General features: G+C 67.7%; 24 protein-coding genes. 14 read left to right on the forward strand and 10 right to left on the reverse strand.

Features of this window, described 5'->3' with window-relative positions:
• Positions 1-60 precede the first annotated feature (60 nt).
• Positions 61-1,164: an ABC transporter ATP-binding protein gene (locus BARAN1_RS00475; protein ID WP_122030392.1), complete on the forward strand. Its 1,104-nt coding sequence runs from the start codon at positions 61-63 to the stop codon at positions 1,162-1,164.
• Between the two features lie 40 nt (positions 1,165-1,204).
• A complete protein-coding gene (locus BARAN1_RS00480; protein WP_157959328.1) occupies positions 1,205-1,630 on the forward strand; it encodes a DUF488 family protein, N3 subclade in 426 nt (141 codons plus the stop codon).
• A gap of 28 nt (positions 1,631-1,658) precedes the next feature.
• Here the strand turns inward: BARAN1_RS00480 and BARAN1_RS00485 are convergent, their stop codons facing one another.
• From BARAN1_RS00485 to rnpA, 5 genes are read right to left on the reverse strand one after another with little or no spacing between them, the layout of a single operon-like run.
• The gene (locus tag BARAN1_RS00485) at positions 1,659-2,885 is read right to left on the reverse strand and encodes an aminotransferase-like domain-containing protein (protein ID WP_157959329.1); all 1,227 of its coding nucleotides are present in this window, start codon (positions 2,883-2,885) and stop codon (positions 1,659-1,661) included.
• A 16-nt stretch (positions 2,886-2,901) separates the two neighbouring features.
• Positions 2,902-3,486: a phosphatase PAP2 family protein gene (locus tag BARAN1_RS00490; protein ID WP_122030395.1), complete on the reverse strand. Its 585-nt coding sequence runs from the start codon at positions 3,484-3,486 to the stop codon at positions 2,902-2,904.
• Positions 3,483-4,955, reverse strand: a complete 1,473-nt coding sequence (gene lysS / locus BARAN1_RS00495) for a lysine--tRNA ligase (protein ID WP_122030396.1) — start codon at positions 4,953-4,955, stop codon at positions 3,483-3,485. The genes BARAN1_RS00490 and lysS overlap by 4 nt, the downstream gene beginning before the upstream one ends.
• A gap of 57 nt (positions 4,956-5,012) precedes the next feature.
• A complete protein-coding gene (locus tag BARAN1_RS00500; RefSeq protein ID WP_122030397.1) occupies positions 5,013-5,495 on the reverse strand; it encodes a GreA/GreB family elongation factor in 483 nt (160 codons plus the stop codon).
• Complete coding sequence (gene rnpA, locus BARAN1_RS00505) at positions 5,443-5,838, reverse strand: ribonuclease P protein component (RefSeq protein ID WP_122030398.1); 396 nt, start codon at positions 5,836-5,838, stop codon at positions 5,443-5,445. Before rnpA ends, BARAN1_RS00500 begins: the two co-directional genes overlap by 53 nt.
• 71 nt (positions 5,839-5,909) lie before the next feature.
• Here rnpA and pyk point away from each other — a divergent pair, with 71 nt between their 5' ends.
• On the forward strand, positions 5,910-7,289 hold the full coding sequence (gene pyk, locus BARAN1_RS00510; RefSeq protein WP_122030399.1) for a pyruvate kinase: 1,380 nt from the start codon (positions 5,910-5,912) through the stop codon (positions 7,287-7,289).
• A 54-nt stretch (positions 7,290-7,343) separates the two neighbouring features.
• On the opposite strand, the gene xseB is transcribed toward pyk, so the two are convergent.
• Positions 7,344-7,595: an exodeoxyribonuclease VII small subunit gene (xseB, locus tag BARAN1_RS00515; RefSeq protein WP_122030400.1), complete on the reverse strand. Its 252-nt coding sequence runs from the start codon at positions 7,593-7,595 to the stop codon at positions 7,344-7,346.
• A 4-nt stretch (positions 7,596-7,599) separates the two neighbouring features.
• The gene (gene xseA / locus BARAN1_RS00520; RefSeq protein ID WP_157959331.1) at positions 7,600-9,303 is read right to left on the reverse strand and encodes an exodeoxyribonuclease VII large subunit; all 1,704 of its coding nucleotides are present in this window, start codon (positions 9,301-9,303) and stop codon (positions 7,600-7,602) included.
• Positions 9,304-9,392: 89 nt separating this feature from the next.
• Between xseA and BARAN1_RS00525 the strand changes: the two genes are divergently transcribed.
• Positions 9,393-10,334, forward strand: coding sequence for an NAD(P)/FAD-dependent oxidoreductase (locus tag BARAN1_RS00525; protein WP_122030402.1), 942 nt, complete (start codon positions 9,393-9,395; stop codon positions 10,332-10,334).
• A 28-nt stretch (positions 10,335-10,362) separates the two neighbouring features.
• Positions 10,363-12,006 carry an AMP-dependent synthetase/ligase gene (locus tag BARAN1_RS00530; RefSeq protein WP_122030403.1) on the forward strand — a complete coding sequence of 548 codons (1,644 nt, stop codon included), beginning with the start codon at positions 10,363-10,365 and terminating at the stop codon, positions 12,004-12,006.
• Between the two features lie 900 nt (positions 12,007-12,906).
• Here BARAN1_RS00530 and BARAN1_RS00535 read toward each other — a convergent pair.
• A complete protein-coding gene (locus BARAN1_RS00535; protein WP_122030404.1) occupies positions 12,907-13,839 on the reverse strand; it encodes a DNA-methyltransferase in 933 nt (310 codons plus the stop codon).
• A 151-nt stretch (positions 13,840-13,990) separates the two neighbouring features.
• The gene (panB, locus tag BARAN1_RS00540) at positions 13,991-14,848 is read right to left on the reverse strand and encodes a 3-methyl-2-oxobutanoate hydroxymethyltransferase (RefSeq protein WP_122030405.1); all 858 of its coding nucleotides are present in this window, start codon (positions 14,846-14,848) and stop codon (positions 13,991-13,993) included.
• A 96-nt stretch (positions 14,849-14,944) separates the two neighbouring features.
• Between panB and BARAN1_RS00545 the strand changes: the two genes are divergently transcribed.
• The 3 genes from BARAN1_RS00545 to BARAN1_RS00555 all read left to right on the forward strand — a co-directional run bounded on the left by BARAN1_RS00545 (position 14,945) and on the right by BARAN1_RS00555 (position 16,799).
• The gene (locus BARAN1_RS00545) at positions 14,945-15,919 is read left to right on the forward strand and encodes an A/G-specific adenine glycosylase (RefSeq protein WP_122030406.1); all 975 of its coding nucleotides are present in this window, start codon (positions 14,945-14,947) and stop codon (positions 15,917-15,919) included.
• A gap of 86 nt (positions 15,920-16,005) precedes the next feature.
• The gene (gene mobB, locus BARAN1_RS00550; protein ID WP_122031728.1) at positions 16,006-16,485 is read left to right on the forward strand and encodes a molybdopterin-guanine dinucleotide biosynthesis protein B; all 480 of its coding nucleotides are present in this window, start codon (positions 16,006-16,008) and stop codon (positions 16,483-16,485) included.
• 20 nt (positions 16,486-16,505) lie between these two features.
• Complete coding sequence (locus BARAN1_RS00555) at positions 16,506-16,799, forward strand: MGMT family protein (RefSeq protein WP_122030407.1); 294 nt, start codon at positions 16,506-16,508, stop codon at positions 16,797-16,799.
• Positions 16,800-16,811: 12 nt separating this feature from the next.
• Here the strand turns inward: BARAN1_RS00555 and BARAN1_RS06560 are convergent, their stop codons facing one another.
• Positions 16,812-17,345 carry a hypothetical protein gene (locus BARAN1_RS06560; RefSeq protein WP_162297724.1) on the reverse strand — a complete coding sequence of 178 codons (534 nt, stop codon included), beginning with the start codon at positions 17,343-17,345 and terminating at the stop codon, positions 16,812-16,814.
• A gap of 138 nt (positions 17,346-17,483) precedes the next feature.
• Here BARAN1_RS06560 and BARAN1_RS00560 point away from each other — a divergent pair, with 138 nt between their 5' ends.
• The 6 genes from BARAN1_RS00560 to BARAN1_RS00585 all read left to right on the forward strand — a co-directional run bounded on the left by BARAN1_RS00560 (position 17,484) and on the right by BARAN1_RS00585 (position 23,010).
• Positions 17,484-18,944, forward strand: coding sequence for a GGDEF domain-containing protein (locus tag BARAN1_RS00560; RefSeq protein ID WP_162297725.1), 1,461 nt, complete (start codon positions 17,484-17,486; stop codon positions 18,942-18,944).
• A gap of 33 nt (positions 18,945-18,977) precedes the next feature.
• Positions 18,978-19,841 carry a cysteine peptidase family C39 domain-containing protein gene (locus BARAN1_RS00565; RefSeq protein ID WP_157959334.1) on the forward strand — a complete coding sequence of 288 codons (864 nt, stop codon included), beginning with the start codon at positions 18,978-18,980 and terminating at the stop codon, positions 19,839-19,841.
• Between the two features lie 57 nt (positions 19,842-19,898).
• Complete coding sequence (gene glpX / locus BARAN1_RS00570) at positions 19,899-20,879, forward strand: class II fructose-bisphosphatase (protein ID WP_122030410.1); 981 nt, start codon at positions 19,899-19,901, stop codon at positions 20,877-20,879.
• A 64-nt stretch (positions 20,880-20,943) separates the two neighbouring features.
• A complete protein-coding gene (locus BARAN1_RS00575; protein WP_122030411.1) occupies positions 20,944-21,762 on the forward strand; it encodes a nitrilase-related carbon-nitrogen hydrolase in 819 nt (272 codons plus the stop codon).
• 8 nt (positions 21,763-21,770) lie between these two features.
• Entirely contained in the window at positions 21,771-22,550 is a 780-nt protein-coding gene (xth, locus tag BARAN1_RS00580) for an exodeoxyribonuclease III (protein ID WP_122030412.1), read from the forward strand.
• A gap of 85 nt (positions 22,551-22,635) precedes the next feature.
• Positions 22,636-23,010, forward strand: coding sequence for an ACT domain-containing protein (locus BARAN1_RS00585; protein WP_122030413.1), 375 nt, complete (start codon positions 22,636-22,638; stop codon positions 23,008-23,010).
• Positions 23,011-23,023 lie beyond the last annotated feature (13 nt).

Genomic DNA, 23,023 nt, shown 5'->3' on the forward strand with positions numbered 1-23,023 from the left:
CTAGGGATGGCTATGCTGGACGCAGTCCGCGCCAAAAGCGGCGCGTGAAGGAGGGCAGGGATGGCTGAGGTTCGGCTGAACGAGGTCACGAAGAAGTTCGGGAACTTCACGGCGGTGGATCGGGTGACCCTCGAGGTCCACAACGGCGAGTTCGTCGTCCTCGTCGGGCCCTCCGGCTGCGGGAAGACGACGAGCCTGCGCATGGTGGCGGGCCTGGAGGACGTCACGGCGGGGGATATCTACATCGGTGAGCGGCGCGTGAACGATGTCCCCCCCAAGGACCGCGACATCGCGATGGTGTTCCAGAACTACGCTCTCTACCCCCACATGGACGTGTACAACAACATGGCGTTCGGGCTCAAGCTCCGCAAGGTCCCGAAGAAGGAAATCGAGCGGCGGGTCCACGCCGCAGCGGAACTCCTCGGGATCAAGGAGAAGCTCAAGGCCAAGCCGCGCGAGCTGTCGGGAGGGCAACGGCAACGGGTCGCCCTCGGGCGGGCCATCGTCCGCGACCCAAAGGTGTTCCTGTTCGACGAACCCCTGTCCAACCTCGATGCCAAACTGCGCGTGCGGATGCGGGCTGAGCTCGCCGAGCTCCACCTCCGCCTCAAGACGACCACCGTGTACGTGACCCACGACCAGGTCGAGGCGATGACCTTGGGACAGCGGGTGGCGGTGATGAAGGACGGCGTCGTCATGCAGTACGACAAACCGCAGACGATCTACGATCGCCCGGCGAACATGTTCGTCGCGGGGTTCATCGGCTCCCCGGCGATGAACTTCCTCGAGGCGCGCCTCATCTCCGAGGATGGGCGCCTCTACGTCCAGGGCAAGGGGTTCAAGCTCGTCGTCCCGGAGGAGAGGGCATCGGATGGGCTGCGGGCCTACGTGGGCCGGGACGTGGTGTTCGGCATCCGTCCGGAGGACATCCGCACCCCGGAGATGGTGCACGAGGAGAAGGCCGGCCGGACGTTCTTGGGCAAGGTGCGGGTCCGGGAGCCCCTCGGTGATGAACAGATCATCTACGCCGACGTCGCAGGCGATGAGATCGTGGCCAAGCTCGACCCCCGGCTGGCGATCGAGCCTGGCCAGGACCTCACGTTCGTGGCGATGGTGGAGCGGCTGCACCTCTTCGACAAGGAAACCGAACGGGCGATCGCCTGACGAGGAACCCAGCGGAGCCCGGACCAGCGAGGTTGAGGATATGGCGCTCAGGCAGACCTACCTCAGCATGAAGAGCAAACTCCCCCCCGGCGCGGAAACGGTGCTCGTGATGCGTGGCCGCGGGAACGATGACCTGGCCCCAGCGGAGGAGCTCTTCCACGAGTTCAGTGAGCTCAAGGGGGAGTTCGTCCCCGGCTGCGGCTACCCAAGCGCGATCCACTATGCGTGGGAGAAGAGCGACTACGAACGGCGCTTCCGCTCCCAGATCCGCGCGAACCCCCGCGCCCTGGCACGCCTCAAGGAACTGGCGGACCGCGCCACGACGCGCGACATCTTCCTCATCTGCTACGAGGGCGAGGACAAGCCCTGCCACCGCCACCTCTTGCTCGAGATCGCCCAAGAGGAGTTCGGCGCAATCGTGGACCCGCGGCCGTTTCGGCCAGCGGGAGATCCGAACTCTCCCTGACGCGGGCTTCGTCCCACAATGCGCGCCTCTACGCCCGTTGTGACAAGCGGAGGCTTGCCAGTTCCTCCTCCACCACCTGCCCGAGGCGGCGAACCCCCTCCTCCAGCTGCTCCGTCGTAGCGCTGGAGAACGAGAGGCGCATCGTGTTGTGGCCCGTGCCGTCCACGAAGAACGGGGCCCCGATCACGTACGCCACCTTGTGGTCGAGGGCGCGGGGGAGCATCCGCTCCGTGTCCAACTGGTCCGGGAACCGCGCCCACAGGAACAGGCCCCCCTCGGGCTTCGTCCATGAGATCCCCTCGCGGCGGGGCATGTAGCGGTCGAGGGCGCGGAGCATCGCATGGCACTTCATCCGGTAGTGGTCGCGGATCGTGCGCATGTGGCCCTCCACGTCGTAGTCCTGGAAGAACCGGACGGCGAGGCGCTGGGTGAGGGACGAGGTACAGAGGTCGGTGGCCTGCTTCATCGTCACCACCTTCTCCAAAATCTCCCGCGGCCCGGCCAGCGCCCCCAGGCGCAGGCCAGCGGCGAGGACCTTGGAGAACGTGAACAGCACGACCACCCGCCCCTCAGGGTCCAGCGAGGCCACGGACGGCACGGGCTCTCCCGTGAAGCGGAGCTTGCGGTACGGCATGTCCTCGACGATCACGAGGTCCTCCCGGCTCGCGATCTCCACCAGCCCGCGTCGCTTCTCCTCCGACCATGTGACCCCTGACGGGTTCTGGAAGTCGGGGACGACGTAGATGAGCTTCGGGGTCTGCCCAGCCCGCCGGGCGGCAGCGATCGCGTCGGAGAGACGGTCGAGGTCCATCCCGTCATCCTCCAGCTCCACCCCGACGAGCCTCGCCTGCATCGCCTCGAACGCCTGGATCGCCCCGATGTAGGTGGGGAGCTCAACCAACACCACATCCCCTGGATCGAGGAACACCTTGGCGATGAGATCCAGCCCTTGCTGCGACGCGCTCGTGATGAGGATCTGGTCAGGAGAAAACCGCATCCCGTCTTCCGCAAACCATCGTGACAGGGGTTCCCGGAGGGGGAGCTTGCCCTCCGTGGTCGTGTACTGGAGGGTCTTGCCTGGGTTGTTCCGGATCTCATCCGCGGCCACCTGGGCGAGGAACTCCCGGGGGAACGTGTCCGGGTCGGGGAGTCCGCCCGCGAACGAGATGATGTTCGGCTGCTCGGTGAGCTTGAGGAGCTCCCGGATCACCGACCGGCGCGCCGTTTTCATACGCTCCGCGTACAACGGGTTCATGCCATCCCTCCTTCGGTCACTGCACGAGCCGAGCGAACAGGGGCAGGAGCCCATGGGCCACACACGTCCCGAGCAACGCCCCCCCCACGATATCGAGCGGGAAATGTTCCCGCAGGTACACGCGCGACAAGCCAATCAGCGCCGCCATGATGTAGAGCACCACTACATTCGGCCACCACGGGTAGAGCCGCAGGATGAGGTACGCCATCGCGAACGCGACGGTGGTGTGGTTGGAGGGGAACGAGGCGTCGGTGAGGAACTGGTGGTGAAAACCATGGCGCGAGAACTGTGGACGAGGCCGGCCGGAAACGGATTTCGTCATCTGGGAAAGGAACACAGAGGTGATGACCACCCCCAGACCGATGAGCACGTTCGCCTGGTCCCCCTCCGTCCCGAACGCGATGAGGGCCAGGGCCAGCGCGCCCCACAGGTAGCCGTAGCCGAGGTAGGTCGCCACGACGAGGAGGGGATCGAGACGGCGCAGGATCCGCGACGCGCTCACGATATCCATCAGCTCCTCGTCCCACTCCCACACCCGCTCCGCCCACCGGTCGAGGCGGCGGCCGATCCGGCGGAACGGGAAAGCGTGGGCCGCGGTCATCGCAGGGGCGGGAACGCCAGCACCTCCCGGATCGAAGGGGCATCGGCGAGCACCATCACCAACCGGTCCACCCCGAACCCGATCCCCGCCGCCGGGGGCATCCCCAGCTCCAGGTCGCGCAGGAAGTCCTCGTCCAGGGGGTGGGCCTCCTCGTCGCCGGATGCGCGGAGCGCTTCCTGCATCGCAAACCGCTCCCGCTGGTCATCCGGGTCATTCAGCTCCGAGAACGCGTTGGCGACCTCGCGACCGGTGAAATAGAGCTCGAACCGCTCCACCAGGTCATCCCGGCCCCGCTTCCGCTTGGCAAGCGGCGAGATGTCGAGCGGAAAGTCGAGGACGAACGTCGGGTCCCACAGGTGGTCCTGCACCTGCGTCTCCAGGAGGTGCTCGATCACCTTCCCTTTCGGCCCCCGGCGCAGGGGAGGCGGGATCGGGATCCCCCGCCGGTCGATCTCCTCCAGGAGCTCGGGGAGGGGCTTCTCCACGTCGCAGCCGCTCCCCTGGGCCACCAGCTCGAGGAGCGAGGCCCGCCGCCATGGCCGGGTGAAGTTCACCTCCCGGCCCTGGTACGTGATGCGGGTCGCCCCGGCCACGGCGAGGAGGCAGGCCTCGACCATCCCCTCTGCCAGCTCCATCGCCCGCTCGTAATCTTCGTACGCCTCGTAGGCCTCGAGCCCGGTGTACTCCGGGTTGTGCATCGAGGAGATCCCCTCGTTGCGGAAGTTGCGGCCGATCTCGTACACCTTCTCCAGCCCCCCCACGAGGAGCCGTTTCAGGTAGAGCTCCGGCGCCACCCGCAGGTACAGGTCGCGGTCGAGCGCGTTGTGATGGGTGATGAACGGCCGCGCCGTGGCCCCGCCGTAGATGGGCTGGAGGATCGGGGTCTCCACCTCGAGGAACCCCTCCCGGTCGAGGTAGGCACGGCAGGCGCGCAGCGTGGCGGCCCGGACCACGATCGCCCGCCGGGCATCGTCGTTGGCGATGAAATCGAGCGCCCGCTGCCGGTACCGCGTCTCGACGTCCCGGAGGCCATGCCACTTCTCCGGAAGCGGCCGCAGGGACTTGGCAAGGAGGGCGAACTCCCGCACGTCCACCGTCAGCTCCCCGGTCTTGGTCGTGAACGGCTCTCCGGAGATCCCCACGATGTCCCCGAGGTCGAGGTCCACGAACCGCCCGTACGCGTCCGCACCCAGGCCGTCCGTCGCGGCGTAGACCTGGATCCGCCCCGACCGGTCGAGGACGTTCCCGAACGCCGCTTTCCCCATCCGGCGGAGGGCGACGAGCCGCCCGGCGAGGCTCACCTCGGCCCCGGTGCGCTGGTGGGGGCCCAGGGACCCGAACGCCGCCCGCACCTCGCCCACGGTGTGGGTACGGGGATAGCGGTAGGGATAGGGGGCGATGCCCTGGGCCCGCAGGCGGTCGAGCTTCTCCCGGCGCGAAGCGAGGAGGTCAGCCTCGGCCACGGACATCCCCGCCGTGGACCGCTCTCCGGCGCATCCCCTTCCCCAAGCTGCGGGTGGCCATCGTCAACGGCGCTCGATCCCCAAGATCTTGTACTTGATCTTCTTCCCCTGGGTTTGGACCGTGATCATCTTCCCCTTGCTGTACGTCTGGAGGGCTTGCCCGACAGGGGAATCCACCCCGATCCGGTTCTGGAGGAGGTCCACCTCGGCCGGGGGGACGAGGGTGTAGGTCGCGACCTCGCCGGTCTCCACGTCCTCCAGGATCGCTCGGGCGCCGATCCCCACCTCGTCCGGGCGAAAGTCGTCCTCGGTGATGATGCGCGCCGTCTCGAGTAGCTCCCGCAGGGCACGCGCCTCGGCCTCGATCATGTCCTGTTCCTGCTTCAGGTACAGGTATTCCCTGTTCTCCCGCACATCGCCCCCGCCGTGGTCCTTCGCTTCCTTCAACCGCTGCGGGATCTCCTGGTACAGGCGGTGCTCGAGCCGTTCGAGCTCAGCCTTCTTCTGTTGGTAGCCCTCTTTCGTGAGGAGGGTTTCTTTGGCCATCGCTCACCTCCCGGAACTCTTCGACCAGCCGCTCGCTCAGGTCCCCTGGGCGCAGGCGCGTGGCCTCTTTGCGGGGGATGACCACCGTGTCGAGGTAGGCGAACGCCTCCTTGTGGAGGCGAAACCCCTCCCGCACCGCCCGCTTCACGCGGTTCCGCGTCACCGCCCCCCCCAGACGCCGCCCCGCGACCACGAGGAGCCGGGGCGTCGGCTCTTCCTTGCGGAGGATTCGGAACGAGAACAGAGGAGCTTCCAGGCGTTGACCGCGTTGAAACACGGGGGCGATATCCCGCCGTCGGCGGAGGCGGTGGTCACGCCCAAGGGTTGGGCTCATGTTCATCATGAACGATACCCGTTCTCGGGACCGGCATCAACTGGTCCCCCCCTGCGACCGGCGCTAAGCTGGAGGCTTGTATGAAGCGGACGAAGATCGTGGCCACGATCGGCCCCCGCTCCCGCGATGAGGAGACCCTCGCCGCGCTGATCGCGGCTGGGGTGGACGTCGCCCGCGTCAACACCTCCTACGGCGGCCACGACGACCATGCCTCCCTGGCGCAGCGTGTACGGGCCGCGGCGGCCGCGGCGGGGCGGACGGTGGCCCTCCTCCTCGACACGCGCGGGCCCAAGGTGCGGGTGGGAACCCTGGCCGATCCGATCCCCCTCTCGCCGGGGGAAGAGGTGGTCCTCGGCGAGGGAGGGATCCCCCTCACCCATCCCCAGGCCGTGGACGGGCTCGCGAGCGGGGTGAGGATCCTCCTCGCCGACGGGATGCTCGAGCTCGCCGTGGTCGGTCCGGTGCGGGGGGGCGTGCGGTGCCGGGTGATCCGGGGCGGCCTCCTCCACGGGGGGAAGGGGGTCAACATCCCCGGGGTCGCCCTGTCCCTGCCCGCCCTCACCCCGTTCGATCGGGAGTCCCTGGCCCGGGCCGGGGAGATGGGGTTCGACTGCGTGGCCCTGTCGTTCGTCCAACGCCCCGAGGAGCTGGCCGAGGCACGACGGATCGTGGGGCAAGGGCTGTGGGTGCTGGCCAAGGTCGAGCTCGCCGAGGCGGTGCGGCGAATGCAGGAGATCGTGACCTCCTCCGATGGGGCGATGGTCGCCCGCGGCGACCTCGGGGTGGAGGTGGACCTCTACCAAGTCCCCCTCGTGCAGCGGCGGCTCGTGGACCTGGGCAACACACAGGCCAAGCCAGTGATCGTGGCGACCCAGATGCTGCGGTCGATGGTGGACTCCCCGGTCCCGACCCGCGCCGAGGTCGCCGACGTGGCAAACGCTGTGTGGGACGGGGCGGACGCGGTGATGCTCTCCGAGGAGACGGCGGTCGGGAACCACCCTCTGGCGGCGGTGCAGGCGATGGCGGCGGCCGCCCGGGCGGCGGAGTCGGGCGACGTGCCGATCCGCGTCCCTGGGCTGGAGAGCGGACTCGTGGGGGAGGTATCAGCAGCGATCGCCTGCGCGGCGGGACGGGTGGCGGCCGAGGTCGGAGCACAGGCGATCGTGTGCGCCACCACCTCCGGGTGGACAGCCCGCCTCGTCGCCGCCCATCGCCCCTCCGTCCCAGTGGTGGCCACGACGCCCCACCGGGACGTGGCGCGGAGGCTAGGGCTCGTGTGGGGCGTCCTCCCCCGCGAGATCGCCCCGGCGCGGGACGAAGGAGACCTCATCCATAGCTCCCTCACTGCGGCGCGGGAGGCAGGGGCGGTTTCCCCGGGGGACCGCGTCGTCTTCACCGCCGGGCTCCCGTTCCACGAGCCGGGGACGACGAACCTCGTCCGGGTCCTCACAGTACCGTGATCGGCGGGCCTCGCCGAATCCACGGGGAGACGGGCCCGGGGCCACGGTTTGCCGCTAGAACGGGGGTTCGTCGGACGGAGGTCCTTCCTTCTCCGCCTCCGCCGCCTCGCGCTCCAGGCGCTCCGTGATCTCCCGCACCTGCATCTCCGCGGCCGTGATCTTCTGCCGGCACAGGGTCACGAGCTCCGCCGCCTCCGCCACGAGCCCGGACAGGGCATCGATATCCACGTCCCCGTCCTCGATCAGGCGGAGGATCTCATCGAGCCGGGCCACGGCTTCGCTGTAGGAGCGATCCTTTTTGGCCATCCCGTCACTCACCTCCCTCTTCCCCCTCCGAGCGGGCGCGGAGGGTCCCCCGCTTGAGCTGAAGTCGCAGGAGCGCCTGGGGTGGGGCCTGACGGGGATCGGTGACCACCGCCCCCTCGGCCAGGCGCACGATCGCGTACCCTCGCTCCACAACCCGCCGCGGGTCGAGAGCGTGGAGACGCTGGGCATGTCCTTCCAACCGTTCCCCGGCCCACACGAGCCGCATCCGGGCCCGCGCGGGGACGAGGAGGGTGACCTGGGAGACCCGTTGGCGGGCGAGGGACAGGTCGCGGTTCGCCCCGCGCCCGACCCGCCCCGCCACGTCATCGAGGCGCGCAGCCGTTCGTCCGAGGAGGGCGTCGGTGGACCTCGGGAGGGCGAGGCGGAACCTCATCACGTCCTGCTGTGCCCCCTCCAGGCGCCCCCGCACCCCGCGGCGGAGGCGCCGTGCGCGGTGGACGAGCTCCCGCCTCTCCTCCCCCACGCGAACGGTGGCCGCCCGCACCAGCCGCTGCACCCGCTGGCGGTGGGCCCCGTTCTCATCCTCAACCCGCACCCGCGCCCGGCCGAGGGCCTGCGCCGCCGCCTCCTCGATCCGGCTCAGGGCCTGCCGCACCCGCTCCACGACGAACTGGGCGGCGGCCGTGGGGGTCTTCTGGCGCCACCCCACCTCGTCCAGCACAGAGCGGTCCTCCTCATGGCCGATCCCCACCACCACCGGGAGGGGAAAGGTGGCTACCGCCCGGCCGAGGGCCTCCGAGTCGAACCACGCGAGGTCGGTGCGGGAGCCCCCGCCCCGGCAGATGAGCACAGCGTCGAACTCGTGGGCACGATCCCGGAACCAGTCGAGCGCGTTGAGAACCGATGCCTCCGTGCTCGGGCCCTGGACCCGCGCCCCATGGACGACGATCTGGAACGAGAACCCCGATTCCTGGAGCGTGCGCAGGACGTCGTGTTCCGCATCCGAGCCGAGGCTTGTCACGAGGCCGATCCGCAACGGGAGCTCCGGAAACGGCAGCGATCGGTTGCGGTCGATGAGGCCCTCCGCCGTGAGCCGGCGCACGATCTCCTCGCGGCGGCGCGCGACCTCGCCCAAGGTGTAGGCGAGATCGAGGTCGCGCACCGCAACTTGGTACCGGCCCCACTCCGTGTGGAGGTCCACCGTCACCAGGACGCGTACCTGGACCTCGTCCTCCAACTGAAACGGGGCCCCCCCACGCTGTAGCTTCGCCTCCAGGCGCTGGCGATCCTCGGGGGACAGGACGGCCTCCACTTGGGCGAGGACTTCGCCGCCCGGCTGGCGCTCCACGAGTTGGAAGCTGACCCATTTCTTGTGGGCGTTCCGGTTGAACCCACTCACCTCCCCCACCACCCACAGTGGGGAAGGGAACGCCATCAAGACAGCATTGCGGACCTGGAGGTTGAGTTGGGACACGGTGAGGTGCTGACCCAACTCTCCCCGGCGGGCCTCGTACAGCCGGCGCGTCTCCTCGTCGAACGTGAACCCCTCGGCGCCCAGGAGCTCGACCGTCGCCGCGACGTGCTCCGTGGGCACCGTCCAGCATTTCTCCCCCTTGTTCCACTGCCGCCCGGGGAGCCCGCGCACGAGCGCGACGAGCCGAGGGTCGTAGGGGAACTCGATCCGGAGGAGGCCGCGGTCGTCAGCGGTCACCCGGCGGGTCGGGGAGGAGTTCCTGGTGGGGTCCATGCCCCCACCGTAGCCGCGGAGGGAGAGGACGGCAAGGGGGAAGGACGGCCATTGGGGCCCGCGGGGGGCACGGCGTATCATTCTTGACAATGGACAAACAATGGGACGTGGTCATCGTTGGAGGCGGGCCAGCCGGGCTTTCCGCCGCGATCTATGCCCCACGCGCCGGCCTCGCCACCCTGCTCGTGGAGGGGGCCGTGCCCGGCGGCCAACTGCTCGAAGCCCCCGCGATCGAGAACTACCCCGGGTTCACGGAGCCGATCCCCGGGATCGAGCTTGCGGAGAGGATGCGGGGCCAGGCCGAGCGGCTGGGGGCGCAGTTCCAGGCCGCCACAGCCAGGGGGCTCAGCGGGCGTGGTGGGGGATGGGTCCTTGCGACCTCGGATGGGGAGCTGCGGGCGCGGGCGGTGATCGCGGCCACGGGTGCCCATCCCAAGGAGCTCCCCGCCCCAGGGGCTACGGAACGCGTCGGGCGCGGCGTCTCCTACTGCGCGATCTGCGACGGGTTCTTCTTCCGGGGCAAGGACGTCCTCGTCGTCGGGGCGGGCGACGGCGGCCTCACCGAAGCGCTCGTCCTCTCCCACCTCTGTTCCAAGGTGTACCTCGCCGTCCGCCATCCCCAAACCGATCCCCACGCCATCCGCGCCAAGGCGGCCCTCCGCGAGCAGGTCCTGGCTCAGCCGAACGTGGAGGTGCTGTGGAACGTGGCTGTGGACGAGGTGCGCGGCGAGGGGAAGGTGGAGTCGGTCGTCCTGCGAAACCTCGCCACGGGTGAAAAGCGCGAGCTCCCCGTGGACGGGGTGTTCGTCAAGATCGGGTGGAAGCCGAACACGGACTGGCTCCGCGGCGTCGTGGAGCTGAGCCAAGCCGGCTACGTGACCACCGACTCCCTCATGGCCACCTCTCGCCCCGGCCTGTTCGCGGCGGGGGACGTGCGTGATCCCGCCGGGCGGCGGGCCCAAGCCGTGATCGCAGCAGCAGAAGGGGCGTTGGCTGCCCTATCCGCGGAGTGGTATACTCGCATGCTTTGATCCTTCAAGCCGATCGAGGAGGATAGAGATGCCGACGCGGTTCAAGCGTCACATGACCATACCGGAGTTCTTGGCACGTTCTGTGCAGCAACATGGGCGACGGGTAGCGGTGCGGGTCCCTGTGACCCGGGGCGGCGTCCAACAGTTCCAGGACGCCACGTACCGCGAGCTGTGGGATCTGTCGGGGAAGCTGGCGGCGTGGCTTGCCGGGCAGGGGATCGGCGCGGGCGACCGCGTAGGGCTGATCTCGAAGCCGTCGGTGGGATGGGCGGTCGCGTTCTTCGCCGTGCAACGGCTGGGGGCGGTAGTGGTGCCGATGGACGCTGGGCTCCAGCCGGGCGAGGTGGCACGGCTGCTCACCGAGTGCGAAGCGAAACTCCTCTTCTGTTCTCCTCAGCGCTACCACGAGTTCACCCCCCTCACCCAGTCGGTTCCGACCCTGAACGAGGTGATCTCGGTGGACGTCGCCCTCGGCGCAGTATCCCTGTGGGATGTCCTTCCCGACCGCGAAGTTGCGGTTCCCGATGCGCATCCCGACTGCGAAGACCTCGCCGTCCTCATGTACACATCCGGCACCACCGACGACGCCAAGGGCGTCATGCTCTGCCACCGCAACATCACCTCCGACATCGAGGCGTTCCTCAAGGTGGTCGAGTTCACGTCCGAGGACAGCCTGGTGACGATCGTCCCCTGGTACCACATCTACGGTCTCACCACGACCCTCCTCGCCCCGCTGTGGGTGGGAGCGACCGTGACCTACACCGACGATTATCGAAACCTCATCGCCCTCGCGCGGCGGGTGGGGGTGACCGTGCTCGTCGGCGTGCCCAAGCTTTACCACTCCCTGTACCGCCGGATCCTGGAGAACATCGAGGGGAACACAGCCCGCAGGATTTTGCACCGCTTCGTGCCGCGCCTTGTCGGGAAGCTCCTCAAAGACAAGCTCCTCGGGCCCCAGTTCCGGTTCTTCGTGTCCGGCGGGGCCCCCCTCGCCGCCGACGTGGGGGCGGGCCTGCGACGCCTGGGGATGGGGATGATCGAGGGCTACGGCCTCACCGAGACCGCGCCCGTGCTCACGATGAGCGATCCGTTCACGCCCATCCCTGGCAACGTTGGGCGGCCGCTCCCCGGCGTGAAGGTGAAGGTGGACAAGCCCGACCTCGAGGGGTACGGCGAGGTCATCGTCTGGGGCCCCAACGTGATGCTCGGCTACTACAAGAACCCCGAGCGCACGGCCGAGGTGCTCACACCCGACGGCTGGTTCCGCACGGGCGATATCGGGAAGCTCGACGTGGAGGGGCGGTTGTTCCTCGCTGGCCGGAAGAAGAACCTCATCGTGCTCGAGTCCGGGAAGAAGGTCCACCCTGAGGAGCTGGAGTGGGAGTTCTTGCGGATCCCGGAGGTGGAGGAGGTCCTCGTGTACGAGGACCGAAGCCGGGGCGAGCCGATGGTGGCAGCGATGGTGTACCCGAACTGGCAGGTCCTGAAGAAACAGGGGATCGAGACTCCCGACCAAGCGAAGGCGCGGGTGTGGGAAGCGATCCGGGAAACGCAGCGGAACATCGCCCCATTCAAGCGCCTGCGGGACAAGGATTGCATCAAGATCGTCGACCAGCCGTTCGAGAAGTCAACCAAACAGGACATCAAGCGGCACCTGTACGTGAGGGCGTGACCTGCTTTCGCCACGCCAGATGGGGTGTAGTCCCCAGAAGTGCACCAGTCCGAGTGAGAGGACCCTAGGGGCATGCCCCCATCTGCGGTCTACTCATACGGTCCAAAGCAACTTTTAAAAGTGCTGAGTAGTTTGGCAAGCTAATGTACGACCGCCTTTCATTGTCCCCCCCCGCCATCTCTCGATCGCCGTCCTCGCTTCCGAACCAGTGTCGGTTCAGACATTCATTCCACAACCGCCCGTTGAAGGTCGACCCGGCTGTCTCCACCGCTTGCGGTGACAGCGCGGGCAGACTCAGCCTCCCAAGGCCTGGACCCCCTAGGGTACGCCCCCAGCGGCCGCCTCCCCATTCAGCGTTTCTTCATCTGCCATCTCCGCATCATCCGGTAGGCTTCGCCTAAAGTCCCTCCTAGAGGCAGCATCCATTCCGGAGGACTTGTCGGACGCACTGTGATCCAGAACGTGTCTGTACCGGATCTACCGCGGTGTTGGGGAGTATGCCCGATTACGTGTTGCCGCAGAGTCTCCTTCGAGATGACCCAACAGTGCGCTTTGAACGGCGACACACCCAGACATACAGCGAAATCATAGTTCTGATCACGAATTTGCTGGAACTTGTAGACACCGGTTTCCCACAGCGTCGAGAACTTGATCTCTACCCGCTGCCCAGCGATAACCCGGTCAGCTTCTCGATCATGGGTGGCTGTAACATCGAGGCCTTTTGCTGCACACCAGCCCGCTACAAGCTGTTCCCCGATCTTCCCGATCTGACGAGAGGGTCGCGCTTAAATCCAGGCAAACGGACTTCCAGCCCAGGGGTCCTCTGTTCCCTCGCGAGTGTAATCAGGTTTGAGCTCACTTGCGATCGAAGCGAGCAACAGAACATCAGCATCCGTAATCTCAGGGCACATCTGGATGTCCCTGTGAAGAAGGTGGAGCTGAGAACAGGGTCGGCTGGCACTTCTGCCCGCGATGTAGTTGAGGATCGAAACCCACCCATTCGATTCTGTCTACGCCATCGAACCGCTTGGCCATGACCGCAAGAGCTTCGGGGTTGTTATCCACAAGGACAAACCGCCGGCCAAGCTCAAGGGCCGCGACACCCGTGGTCCCACTCCCAGCAAAGAAGTCGAGGACGAGGTCGCCTGGTCTTGAGGATGCCCGGATGATGCGCCGCATAATCCCAAGAGGCTTCTGGGTGGGATAGCCTGTCTTCTCTGAACTGTTCGTAGGAACAATCGTGTGCCACCATACGTCTGTTGGAAGCTTGCCTCGGGCTGCCTTTGCTGGACCAACCAGGCCAGGCGCCAGATACGGGATGCGCTCGATTTCATCGCTATTGAAGACGTAATGAGTTGGGTCTTTCACATAGAACAGTATGTTGTCATGCTTCGGAGGCCATCGGTTCTTCGGTCTTCCGCCATAGTCGTAGGCCCATATTATCTCGTTAATGAAGGAGTCTCGTCCGAAAATCGAATCAAGAAGGACCTTGCAGTAATGCACTTCTCGGTAGTCAATGTGGAAATAGAACGCGCCGTGCGGAGCCAGTACACGCCGAGCTTCGAGAAGCCGCGGTTCCAGAAAACCAAGATAGTCATCGAATACATCGGAGAACCGCTTCGTTCCCAAGGCAATCGTCCGGTAACGGTCGCCCTGGAACCCCACGCGTTCACCGTCTACTGCGCGAACTGTCCTCAGTTGTGTCCTCTGCTGTACCTTGCCTGTGTTGAACGGAGGGTCAATGTAGATCAGGTCGACAGATGCTGATGGAAGCATCTTGAGTACTTCGAGATTGTCGGAGAAGAAGATCTGGCCGACTACCGTGTCCTTCATTTGCTCCCCCAGTCCCTATCGGCCGGCATCGACGGATGGAATTTTGCCAACCCATCTCTCACGGTAGAGCCACCCCGCCTTCCCCAACAGGATCGTCCTCTCATAGTACTCCCCACGATAACCTCCTCGCCCTGCCCCGACAGGCAGTGGCTCACGCCTCCAATAGTCTGCTCAGTGCTTCCCATTCCTCCTTGGGGATGGTGTAGGTGTGCTCGCGGCCGGGGAAGGCGCCGCCCTTCACGTCCTTGATGTAGGCCTGGAACGCCGCAAGCATCACCGCCGACACGTCGGCGTACTTCTTCACGAACTTCGGGGTGAACGCCTCGAACAGCCCCAAGATGTCATGGACGATCAGGAGCTGCCCGTGACAGGCCGGCCCGGAGCCGATGGAGAGGATCGGGACCTTCGCCCGCCCGGTGATGACCTCGGCGACCTTGGCCGGGATCGCCTCCAACAGGATCGAGAACGCACCAGCCTCCTCCAGGCACTTCGCGTCCTCGATCAACGCCTTGGCGGTGGCGGCGCTCCGGCCCTGGGACTTGAGCCCGCCGATCGCGCTCGCCGCTTGCGGCGTGAGGCCGATGTGCCCCATCACCGGGATCCCCGCCTTCACGATCGCCTCCACCCGCTCCGCCATCCGCGCCCCACCCTCGAGCTTGACCGCGTCGGCCCCGCCCTCGGAGATGAACCGGCCGGCGTTCACGATCGCGACCTCGTTCGAGGGCTGGTAGGACATGTACGGCATATCGCCCACCACGAACGCCCGCGCGGCGGCCCGGCTCACGGCGGCGGTGATCGTGACCATGAACTCCATCGTCGCGGGGAGGGTCGTCCTGTGCCCAAGCAGGCACATCGCCCCGGAGTCGCCGACGAGGATCATGTCCATCCCCGCCCGGTCCTCCAGGAGCGCTGTCGGATAGTCGTAGGCGGTGAGGAACGTGATCTTCTCCCCCCGCTCCACCATCGCCCGCAGCTCGGGGATCGTCACCTTAGTCCGCGTCTCATCCATCGCTCCTCCTTGTGGTGGATGGTAGCGTGGCCCCCGACCGGGGCCAAGAGCCAGCCCGGGTGGTCGGGAGGTCGGTCCCAACGTAGGCTTTCCGCCATGGTTGGGCAGCTCAGCGGGGAGGAGGTGAGGGCACCCCTCCTCGCATGGTTCAGACGAAGCGCACGGGACCTCCCCTGGCGAAGGACCCGCGATCCCTACGCAATCCTCGTCTCGGAGATCCTCCTCCAGCAGACGAGGGTCGAGCAGGCGCTCCGATACTACCCCCGGTTCATGGCGGCGTTCCCCAACCTGGGCGCCCTCACCCAAGCGGCAGAGGAAGATGTGCTGCGGGCCTGGGCGGGAGCGGGCTACTACCGGCGGGCGCGGAGCCTCCACCGGCTGGCCCGGATCGTGACCGAGACCGGCCTCCCCACCCGGGCAACGGAGCTCGCCGAGCTCCCTGGGATCGGGCCCTACACCGCGGCGGCGGTGGCCTCGATCGCGTTCGGGGAGCCGGTCGCCGCGGTGGATGGGAATGTGCGGCGGGTCCTTGCGCGCCTGTTCGCCGCGGAGGACCCGAGCGCCCGCTGGCTGCGGGCTACGGCGGAGGGGCTCCTCGATCCGGAGGATCCCCGTTCGTGGAACCAGGCGATGATGGAGCTCGGGGCGACCGTGTGCACGCCGAAGGATCCCCGTTGCGCCTCCTGCCCCGTGGCGGGGTCCTGCGCGGGGAAGAACGACGCGGGTCGGTACCCCGCTCCCCGGGCACGGAGGCCGAGGTCGGTCCTAGCGACGGCCCTCGTCCTGCGCGCGCCGCAGGGGTACGTCCTGGAGAAACGTGATGGGCAGGCCCTCGGTGGCCTGTGGGGGGTCCCGCTAGCCGAGGGAGCGGACGGGCTGAACGCGCTCCTCTCCCGGTACGGGGTTCGGGATCCGCAGGCGTTGGGCACGGTGAGGCATGCCTTCACCCACAAGCGGCTCTCCGTCGCCGTGTACGAGGCAAGTTGGGAGGGCCCCGGCGAGGACCCGCAGGCGCGCCCGCTCTCCCAGCTCGACCGGAAGATCCTCGCCCTGGCCGAGTGCGGACGGTGACCGTAGCCCCCGCTACCGGCGAAACGGGATCCGCCCGAGTTGCGCGGGAAAAGGGGGCGATCGAAAATCCTCCTCGGGAGGTCGAGATGAAGGTCGTGGCGGTCATCGGACACAAGGGAGCGGGGAAGACGACGTTCCTCCGAGAGCTCATTCCGGTCCTCATCGAGCGCGGGCACCGCGTGGGGACAGCGAAGCACGTCGCCCCGGACGTGGAGCCGGACCATCTCGGAAAGGACACCCAGCTCCACCGCGAAGCGGGGGCGGAGCGCGTGCTCCTCTACTCCGACCGCCACGGGGCCCTGTTCTGGGACCACGAGGGCACGCCGCTGAAGGACTACCTCGACCGGTACATGGCGGACCTCGACCTCGTCCTCCTCGAGGGGTTCAAGACCTCGGACTACCCGAAGATCGAGGTCTACCGGTCCGGGGAGCCCCTCGCCGGGCGGATTCCCGTCCTCGCCGTGGTCTCGGATCGCCCGGTGCGCGTCCCGGATGGGACCGAGGTCCTCCCTCTCGACCCGGAAGCCGTGGCCGATTTCCTCGAGGCGGAGATCCTCAGCCCCTGACGCGTCGTGAGGGGAAGCGCGTGAACGAGCTCTACGCAAGGATCTATGATCTCATCCGCCACATCCCGCCGGGCAGGGTGGCGACGTACGGGGACATCGGGGCGTGGGCTGGGTGTGGGGCGCGCACGGTGGGGTACGCCCTCGCCGCACTGCGGGGGAGGATGGAGCCGCCCGTCCCGTGGCAGAGGGTGATCAATGCTGACGGGGCGTGCAGTCTGGGTGAGGAGCAGCAGCGCTTCCTCGAAGAGGAGGGCGTGGTGTTCGGCCCCGATGGGCGGACCGACCTCGCCTTCTTCAGCTGGGACGGTCCGTGACCCAGGCCCGGGCTAGGGGATGACCCACGGCAAGATCGCGAGCGCGATCCACGCCACCAGGAACGCCATCGGGAGGAGGGCCGTGGTCAGGCCGGCCAGGGCGCGGGAGAACCAGCCCAGACGGGTGACCCCGGGGTACCACTCGTCGAAGTGTGGGGTGATCCGGGGGCTACGGACCGGCTGCCCGATGAGGAGCCGGAAGCTACTGCGGTGGAACTCCGCCCCGGCGAACTCCCCCTCCAGCTGCCTGAGGAGCCCCTGCCAGTGGGCGACCTCATGGGCCATCCGGTGCTGGAGGGCGAGCCAATAGGTGCTGATCAAGACCCCAAACCCCGCCACTACCGTGGTCAGGCACTGGAGGGCTGTGGTCGCAACGTATCCATTGTAGGCGTCCTCGACAACGGCGATCCCGAGCACGACGCCCAGGATGAGGAGGAGAACGCTCACAACAAGACACGTCCCGCCCAAATTCCAGTACGTGCGCTCCTTATTGGCCGCCGTCGCGCTCACGGCCTGGTACACCGACAACCATTCGTGCAGTTCCACCGCGGCACCCCCTCGTGGGCTTGCCCTGACCTTAGGCGGGGACGACCCGGACCAAAAGGAATCGGTTCAATCTTCGATTGGACACTTGTCCCCCACCGGGCCAAGGGCGTTGTGGGGAACTGGAAAGAAGTCCTCCCCTTGGCCCCGTTGGAAGTTGACGCGTTCCTGTATCCCGCACTAAACTGCATCGCTGTGGGCGAGGTGCTACCGGGTTCAGGGCGTTGTCAACTGTATTCCGCAGAGGATCGTGCGGAGAAGGCGTGCGGGGCCATCCTGGAGTCGATCGCCGATCTTGCACTGCGGCAGACCCCGTTTCGCCGGGTCGTGGTCAGCGCCTACGATCCCCCTCTGACCCGAGCGGGGGAGGTCTCCCGCGTCGTGGCGTACGCCGCGCGCGGGCTCACCCCCGAGGACGAGGCCCTGCTGCGTCGCTTCGTTGAGCAGGGTGGAACCGTTACTGCCTCTCGCTTCCCCCCCTCCTACCGGGCCAACGCCTCCTACTACATCCCCGCCGGAGCGGCCGCAGCGGAGGTGGCCCCCGCCGTGAAGAGCCGCCGCCGGTTCATCGTCCCGGGAGGCTGGCACCAGGACGACCTCCTCCTCACCCCGGTTGAATTCGAGGGGCAGATCCTCGGGGCGATCTCGGTGGATGACCCCCGCGACGGATCTCGCCCCACCCCAGCCACGCTCCGCGCGCTTGCGGAACTGGCACGGATGGCGGCCACCTCCCTCTCCCGCACCGAGGTCCGCTGCGACCCCGACCAATCCCTGCTCCGCATCCTCGCCGAGCACTGCATGGCTGGATTCCTGGTGACGGATGGGGATAGCCTCTCCTACGTGAACGGACGGATTGTGGAGCTATTCGGCTATTCACGGGAAGAGCTCCGCGCCCTGCGGCCGTGGTGGCAGCTCATCCATCCCGACGAGCGGGCGATGGTCCTTCACCCGACGGGGGAGATCCAGCGGACGGGAGTGAGGGCGCGCGGCGTGCGCAAGGACTCAACCACGGTGTGGCTCCTCGTGCGCTCTTACTCCCTGCAGTGCCTGGACCGCCAGGCGCACCTGCTGGACGTCCTCGACATCAGCGACCAGGTTCAAACCGAAGAGCTCCTGCGGGAGAAGGCGATGCACGACCCCCTGACCGGGCTTCTCAACCGGCACTACTTCGACGAGACCATTCACACAGAGCTGAAGAGGTCCCAACGCTACAAGAGGTCGTTCACCCTCCTCCTGACCGACCTGCGGGGGTTCAAGCGGGTGAACGACCAACTGGGGCATGCGCGGGGGGATGACGTCCTGCAGGCCATCGCCCAGCTCATCCGCCGGACGCTACGCGAGAGCGACTGGGTCGTGCGGTACGGGGGGGACGAGTTCCTGATCGTCCTCCCCGAGACGGCGGCCCCGGTGGACGCCGTGGCCCAGCGGCTGCGGACCGCGGTCGAGCTGTGGAACCGCGAGCACCTGCCGGAGCTCCCGATCGCATTGGACATGGGGTGGGCCACCTGGACCCCCGACCGTCCGTGTACGATCCGCGACCTCCTCGAGGCCGCCGACGCCCAGTTGTACGCGGAAAAACAGCGACAGGGCCTGCGACCCTAGCGGTGGGCCCGGTCATCCCAGGATGAGCGCGCGATGAGAAGATGGGCGCGCATCGTGGCGTTCATCGCCCTCGCCGGGCTGGAGACAGCCCTGACCAGTGCGGCTCCCCTCCCGGAACGGATGATCCTCACGGGGACGCCTCCGTTCGGCCCGACGTGGCTTGCCACCGGAGAAGGAGCTCCCATCCCGGCCGGGTGCGGACCAGAGGCGGCGCGGATCCTCCTCGCTTACTACGACCGCCGCTACGGGTACCGGTTCGTGGGGGACGATCCGGGCGGGGCGATCGGTGAGATCCACGGGCGGATGGGGACAGTGACCGTTCTCTGGGGGGGAGTGCGCCAGGGACTCACCTGGCCATGGTCGTTCGTCCCCGGTCTCGCGGCGTACGTCACCGCCCGCTACCCGGGCGGGGCGACGATAGGGACCTTGGACGGGGATCCGGGTGCGGCCTTTGCGCGATCGGTGGACCTGGTGCGCCGGGGGGTCCCGCACGTGATCCTGTTCGACTGGCAAGGGACCGGGGGGATCTTCCCCAACCACTACGCGGTCGTGGTGGGCTACGACACGAGCGAAGGCCGCCAGCTCCTCGTCCTCAACCCCGGTTGGGGGTACGACTTCCAGCTCCTCAACATGAGCGATCCGGCAGTGGCGCCGGTGACCCTGTTCTGGATCGAGGAGATCCGCGATCCTCCCGCTGCCGAACCGGGGATCCCAATCGGGCCCCCGTCGGGGGTCGGGATGTGGGAGGTGGACGCGGCGGGGCGCCTCCAGTTCCGGCCGGTCCTCCGCCTCCACCACGACCCCCGGAGCGCCGTGCGCTGGCCAGCCTCGTCCCAGGTGGAGTTCCTGGTCCCCGGCGCGGATGACCTGGCGATCGTCACCTGGGACGCCCACTGACCCCGTCCAGGTTGGCGGGAGGAGGTGAGGCCGCTACAGTGGCGGGGTGAGACCATCGTGACCACGCCCACGCGCAACTTGGCCCTCGAGCTGGTCCGGGTGACGGAGGCCGCCGCCCTGGCCGCGGGGAGGTTCATGGGCCGGGGCGACAAGACCGCCGCGGATCGGGCAGCCGTCGAGGCGATGCGGTTCATGCTCGCCAGCGTCCCGATGGACGGGGTCGTCGTCATCGGAGAGGGGGAGAAGGACGAGGCCCCCATGCTCTACAACGGGGAACGGGTCGGCACAGGTGATCCTCCTCCCGTGGACATCGCGGTGGATCCCATCGATGGCACTCGTCCCCTCGCCACCGGCAACCTGAACGCGATCTCCACGGTGGCGATCGCCCCCCGGGGGACGATGTTCGACCCCGGGCCGTTCGTGTACATGAACAAGATCGCAGTGGGGCCCGACGCGAAAGGGAAGGTGGACATCACCGCCCCGGTGGAGGCGAACCTGCGGGCGATCGCGCGCGCCAAGGGAGGCCGGGTCGAGGACCTCACCGTGATCATCCTCGACCGGCCGCGGCACGAGGAGCTCATCGCGCAGGTGCGCCGCCTGCGCGCCCGGATCCGGCTCATCCCGGATGGCGACGTGGCGGCGGCGCTCATGACGGCATGGCCGGAAGCGGGGATCGACGTCCTCCTCGGGATCGGTGGGACGCCGGAGGGCGTGCTGGCGGCGTGCGCCCTGCGGGCGATGGGGGGGGAGATCCAGGGGCGGCTCGTGGCCCGCACCGCGGACGAACTCCGCCGAGGTCGGGAGATGGGGTTCGAGTTCGATCGCACGTTGACCATGGATGACCTCGCGGCCTCGGACGACGTGTGCTTCGCCGCCACCGGGATCACGGACGGGGAGCTCCTGCGGGGCGTGAAGTACTCCGGCGGCGGGGCGACCACGGACAGCCTCGTCGTGCGCGGCCTGTCGGGCACCGTGCGCCAGGTGCGGGCCATCCACCGTCTGGAGAAACTGAACCGGATCAGCCCGATCCCGTACTGAGGGCTAGCCCTCGAAAACGGGCACGAAAGTTGAGGTACGCGGTGGGAGGAGTAGAGTTCCCATCATGCGCGTAGGCTACGTGCAGTTCGCTCCGGAGTTCGGGGAGGTGAGGCGGAACCTGGACAGGGTTACGGAGCTCCTCCTCCGCGAGCGGGCCGACCTGTGGATCCTTCCGGAGCTATTCAGCACCGGCTACCAGTTCGCCACCGTCCGTGAGGCGGTGGATCTCGCGGAGCCGGTGCCGAAGGGCCCCTCCACGACCCGCCTCCTCGCCCTCGCCCGGGAGGGTACCTGCCACCTCGTGGCCGGGCTCGCCGAACAGGCGGGTGGCCGCGCCTACAACTCCGCGGTGCTCGTCGGCCCCACGGGCCTCATCGCCCGCTACCGCAAGGTCCACCTCTTCTACGAGGAGAAGCGCTTCTTCGCCCCGGGGGATCTCCCGTTCAAGGTCGCCGACATCGGCCGGGCGCGGGTCGGACTCCTCGTGTGCTACGACCACTTCTTCCCCGAGGCGGCCCGCGCGCTCGCCCTCCAGGGAGCCGAGCTGATCGCCCACCCCGCGAACCTCGTCATGCCCGGGCTCGCCCAGCTCACGATGCGGGTGCGGGCGATGGAGAACCGCGTGTTCACCGTGACCGCGAACCGGATCGGGGTCGAAGCGCGCACCGGGGAGACGCTCCGCTTCACTGGCCTGTCCCAGATCGTGGCCCCCAACGGGGATGTGCTCGTCCAGGCTTCTCAGGACAGAGAAGAAGCGCGGGTGATCGAGATCGACCCCGCTCAAGCGCGGGACAAACACCTCACGCGTCTGAACGACGTGTTCGCCGACCGCCGCCCGGAGTTCTACCGTTGCCTGGTCCAACCAGACAGGGCCGAGGGGTAGAGGGGCCGATGTTCAAGGTCGCCACGTTCAACGCGAACTCCATCCGCTCCCGGCTCCCCGTCATCGCCGCCTGGCTCGCCCAGGAGAAACCGGACGTCCTCTGCCTCCAGGAGACAAAAGTCCAGGACCACGAGTCCCCAGCTGCGTTCTTTCGGGAGAGGGGCTACCACGTCGTGTTCCGCGGGCAGAAGGCCCACGCCGGGGTCGCCCTGGCCAGCCGGGCTGAGCCCACGGACGTCCGCTATGGGCTCGACGACGGCGGCCCCGCGGACGAGGCGCGCCTGATCCAAGCCACGGTGGAGGGGATCCCGATCGTCAACACGTACGTCCCCCAAGGGCAGTCCGTGGACTCCCCCCTCTTCGCGTACAAGCTGGAGTGGCTCGCGCGGATGAGGGACTACTTCACCCGCCACTTCTCGCCTCGGAAGCCCCTCCTCTGGTGCGGGGACTTCAACGTTGCCCCAGAGGAGATCGACGTCCATGACCCGCAGCGCCTCCAGAAGCACGTGGACTTCCATCCCGAGGCCCGGGCGGCCTTGGAGCGCGTCCGGGAGTGGGGGTTCGTGGACGTGTTTCGCCAGCACCACCCGGGCGAGCACGGGCAGTTCACGTTCTGGGACTACCGCGTGCGGGGTGCGTTCGAGCGAAACGTGGGGTGGCGGGTAGACCACATCTGGGCCACGCCGCCCTTGGCGAGGAAGTCGGTTCGGTCCTGGATTGATCGCGAGGCGCGGCAGGCGGAGAAGCCCTCCGATCACACGTTCCTCGCCGCCGAGTTCGCTCTATAAGACCCCCCGCGCCCGGCGGGGATCGCACGCGGCGTTCCCCCCACTCCCCCCGGCCGTGGTAGGATTCGGGTGGAGGTGATCCACGGTGAAGGAGTTCTCATTCATCCTCGGGAACAACCCAGGGGCCCTCGCCGAGATCTCGGAGGAGTTGGGGGCGGAGCACGTGAACCTGGAGGCGGTCGCTGGCCTGACCGTCCTCGATGAGGGCGTGATCTCGATCGTGACCGACAACGCCGACAAGACGCGCAAGGTCCTGCGCGCCAAGGGGGTCGAGTTCGAGGAGAGGGAGGCGCTGGTGATGGCCCTGCCCCATCAACCGGGGCAGCTCGCCTCGATCCTCAGCCGGCTCGCCGATGAGGGGATCAACGTCCTCTCCTGCTACTGCACCGTGGAGAAGAACCAGATCGTGCTCACCGTAGACCAGGTGGACCGGGCGAAGGCCATCTTCCGCATCCCCTGACCGGGATAGATGA

Source organism: Candidatus Bipolaricaulis anaerobius, from assembly GCF_900465355.1.
Classification (GTDB): Bacteria; Bipolaricaulota; Bipolaricaulia; order Bipolaricaulales; family Bipolaricaulaceae; genus Bipolaricaulis; species Bipolaricaulis anaerobius.